The sequence below is a fragment of the Micromonospora sp. NPDC002411 genome (assembly GCF_053592955.1).
In genome coordinates this window covers 1-2,840 of the sequence record NZ_JBSFBM010000543.1, presented here as the reverse complement: position 1 = coordinate 2,840, position 2,840 = coordinate 1, and the positions used below count along the sequence as shown (strand labels likewise).

2 protein-coding genes are annotated in these 2,840 nt (G+C 65.2%); both read right to left on the bottom strand.

The window, feature by feature from the left end:
- Positions 1 to 106: 106 nt before the first annotated feature.
- Positions 107 to 2,074: a hypothetical protein gene (locus tag ACWCO3_RS33585; protein WP_450013969.1), complete on the bottom strand. Its 1,968-nt coding sequence runs from the start codon at positions 2,072 to 2,074 to the stop codon at positions 107 to 109.
- A gap of 124 nt (positions 2,075 to 2,198) precedes the next feature.
- The coding region (locus tag ACWCO3_RS33580) for a hypothetical protein (protein ID WP_450013967.1) at positions 2,199 to 2,840 on the bottom strand (642 nt) is incomplete at its 5' end.

Below are 2,840 nucleotides of genomic sequence, written 5' to 3'. Positions count from 1 at the left end.
CAGCCGGTCCGCGAGGCGAAGCGCCTGGGCGCGCAGCGCGTCGGTCGACTGCCCGCTGCTCCGGCTGGTGAACCCGCTTCACCAGCCGGAGGCCTTTGTCGTCGGGTCACTGCACCTTGATGACCTGGAACTCGACCGTGCCGGCACGGTTGAACGTGAGCTGGCGGTACTGGAAGGCGTCGAAGGGGGCTTGCCACGCCAGTTCGGCGGGCAGCGAGACCAGGAGCGGGCCGTCGGTCAGCGCCTCCGGCAGTCGGAAAGTTCGGTCGTCGGCACCGACCTCGATGGGTGACCAGTCCTTCAGACCGAGGTGCACCAGAGAGGCCAGCATGCTGCTCGGCTCTGGCCGGTAGCGCGCGACGAGCATCTCGCCTGTCCCGACCTGCGGCACAAGGACGGGCGTGCCCGCCGTTACCGGCTGCGAAACCGTCGTCTCTGGCGCTGAGCAGCGATTCAGGCTGTGGTGCAGTACCGTCCAACGTTCGGCGCGGGCACCGACGCGATAGTTGCAGGCCAATGCGAGTAGGTAGCGGGGAGTGTCCCAGCGGATGTTGCGGTTGTCGATGCCGAGCGTGGCTTCCTGAAGCACGACCTGGTCGGCTGGCGCCTCAATGAGCGCTTCGGCGTTGAGCTGGTCGAGGTACGGCGTATACGCCGAGAACGTCTGGAAGACCGGAACCGGGTGCCAGTCCAACGAGTAGGCCCACGGCAACGTCAGTTCCATCGGGTCGACGTGAACTGGGCGACCGCGAAGCTCGCTCACGATGCTCTCGGGCAGCTGGTAGGTGTCGCGGGCCCGTGCCCTGCCAGCCTCTACCGAGGTCAGGCGATAGTCGTTGTTGATGAGCAGTTCGATGCCCGTCCGCCACTGGTTGCGTGCCAGGAAGGGATCGTAGTTCGCGAGACTCGAGGGTGCCATGAGGAACGCCGCGGCCGCAGCCGCCAATGCGACTGCCGGACGCCCCACCCAGGCGGTGAAGCCGACGATCAGGAAGCCCGCTGCCAGGAAGAACGAGACCTCGTGGGCCGGGTCGTGCCGGGTGAACCCGTGCTTGAATCCGAACGCCAGCATGACGGCCGAGACCACGACGATTCCCGCCGTTGCGACGGTCTTGTGGCGTACCGCTAGGCGTAAGGCCAGGAACCCGACGACGAGCGCAAGGAACCCTGCCGTGAGGTAGCCGAAGGCAAACTCGCCCTGCTCGATGGCGAGGGCTTCCTGGTAACCACTGGAGATCTCCTGCGAACCGCGTACCCACGGCACGATGTCCGTGATGCGCTGCCCAGCGCCCACCCAGAGAACCAGGAATGTCACCACAAACGTCGCCAGGGCCCGGCCGACGCCCCTGATGAGCTGCCGCACCGAGGCGACGCTTACCGCAACGAGGCCGGCCAGGGCAAGAAGCACCACGCCTTCGGAGAATTTGACCTGTAGCAGGAGGGTCCCTACCGCAGTGAGGAGGACAACGGGCACGGCGTCCCGCCAGGTGTCGATCCGCCGGGTGAACCTGTCGTGAAGCGTCAGGAGGGTCAGCAGTAGGCCCGCGTAGACGAGCCTGCCGCCCGGCCCGGCTGGGGCGCTGGCGACGGTCACCGCGAAAGCGATCACGCCCGCGACGCCGCCGGACCACCGTGGTCGAACGCAGAGGTAGACGACCCAGTAGAGGGCGAGAACCGCTGCCATTCCAAACAGGAAACCCAGCGCGGCCTGTGTTCGGCTCACATGTTGCGGCCAGTCGAGGAACCCCCACGGGCCATAGTTGAAGACGATGTCCTGCCCGAAACGCAGGTTGTCCGATACGGCGAAGCCGATGCCCGCCTGCCAACTCGGGTCAAAACCCGGCGAAGGTATCAGGGTAGACGGAACGCCTGCGATCAGGGCGGTCAGGCCGAACCACAGGAGCGCGGCAGTCCCTGGCAGTCGTGCGACCAGCTCCCTGGATCGCGATTCGAGCCGAAGCCTGATCGGGGCGGCTTTCTCTGACCTGACACCCTCATCCGAGGCGTCTTTCGTGGCCGAGGCTGATTCCGTGGCCACTGCGGATTCGTGGCTTTCCCGCTCGGTTGCTTGCATCCGGTCCGTCCATTTATTGGCGTCTGATTGATTATTTTGTTTGAGGCTTCAGCGTGGTTGTTCAGTCGCGTATCTGGATCAAGCACGCGCAATTGGTGCTTCGCCCAACTGTTCCGCGGGTCTGCTATTTCTCGCTGATCAATACGACGGGCTCGACTCCGCCGGTCACCTGCTCGACCCGATAGTTGGCGAGTACCGACCGCCAGGCTTCGGCTTCCTCGCTGCTGACAAAGGACCTGATCAACCAGATGCGGGCACCGCCCCGCTCCGCAGCCAACTCGATTCCGCGCTCGACGCCCAGCTGGACACCTTCGGTATCCGTTTCGGGGATCACGACGACGTCCGACCGAGAAGGCATGTCGACCCACCAGCCAACGGTGTTGGTGTACGGCGCAATGAGCTCGATCGAGTCGCGTTCGGAATAGAACGCGAAGCCATACCACGCCAAAGGGTTCAGGATGACCACGTCGTTGCGTGAGCGGTTCTCGTTCACGTACTGGGTCGCTGAACGCACATCCGTCATGGCGATCGGGGTGCGTTCAAGCCCGGGCTCGTCTCCATCGAACCGGTACCAAGCACCGTTGTGAACGGTGAACGCCCCGAGCAGGACCACGCAGATCGCCGTGATCGCGACGGTGGGCGGGGTGCGGTGCAGCACGTGGCTGACGAGCCCTACCAGCAGGGTCGCCACGCCAACGAGGCCCACGCCGGCCATCGCCGCCGTCGTCACGAGGAGGAAGTGTGAGGTGCGCGGGTCCAGGAGGGG